General features: G+C 21.5%; 1 protein-coding gene. It reads left to right on the forward strand.

Annotated elements, in window-relative coordinates:
- Positions 1-273: 273 nt before the first annotated feature.
- Positions 274-414, forward strand: coding sequence for a hypothetical protein (locus tag RI68_RS04090; protein WP_017192331.1), 141 nt, complete (start codon positions 274-276; stop codon positions 412-414).
- The last annotated feature ends 222 nt before the right edge of the window (positions 415-636 follow it).

The raw sequence follows: 636 nt of genomic DNA on the forward strand, positions 1-636 counted from the left end.
ATCAAGAAAAAAATAAGATAAACTTTATCCACCTTCACTTCTTTTCTTATATTATTGGCAAAAAGATTACAACAAAAACGTATAATAAAATATATCCGAAAAATTGTAATTAAATTATTAAAAAAAGGTTTATTCTTAAAAACCAAAGGAGTGGAAATATGAATAAATTAGAAAATTTAAGCAATAAAATGTATAATAAAATACATAAAATTTATATCTTTTCAAAGAAAATTAGTAAGGAATATGCGCTTTTTATTTGAAAAGAAGTTTAATATGACAGAATTGCAATGGATTTATGACGAACATGATTTTGATAGACAAGAAAAACATACTTCCGAATGCGAACATTGTGAAACCAAAATATCTCATAAAATTTGGACTGTTCCGTTTTTTTTAGACAACTTTTGTCTTTAAAATTGTTCTTTAATACTTGAAATTAAGTGATAATTTGTTAATATCTTTTCAAACAACCAACAAAACATTTTTGATTAGATGAAAAAGTGTCTAATTTTTTTATAATTTGCTAGTTTCAAAAGATATTTTTTCTAATATTTTATCCCTTCGCTATATAGTTAGATAAAAAAAGTTAAAAACATTCCTACAAAATGAAAATAAAATGATTTTTTTATTAATTAT

The sequence above is a fragment of the Vaccinium witches'-broom phytoplasma str. VAC genome (genome assembly GCF_000309405.1).
Lineage (GTDB): Bacteria > Bacillota_I > Bacilli_A > Acholeplasmatales > Acholeplasmataceae > Phytoplasma.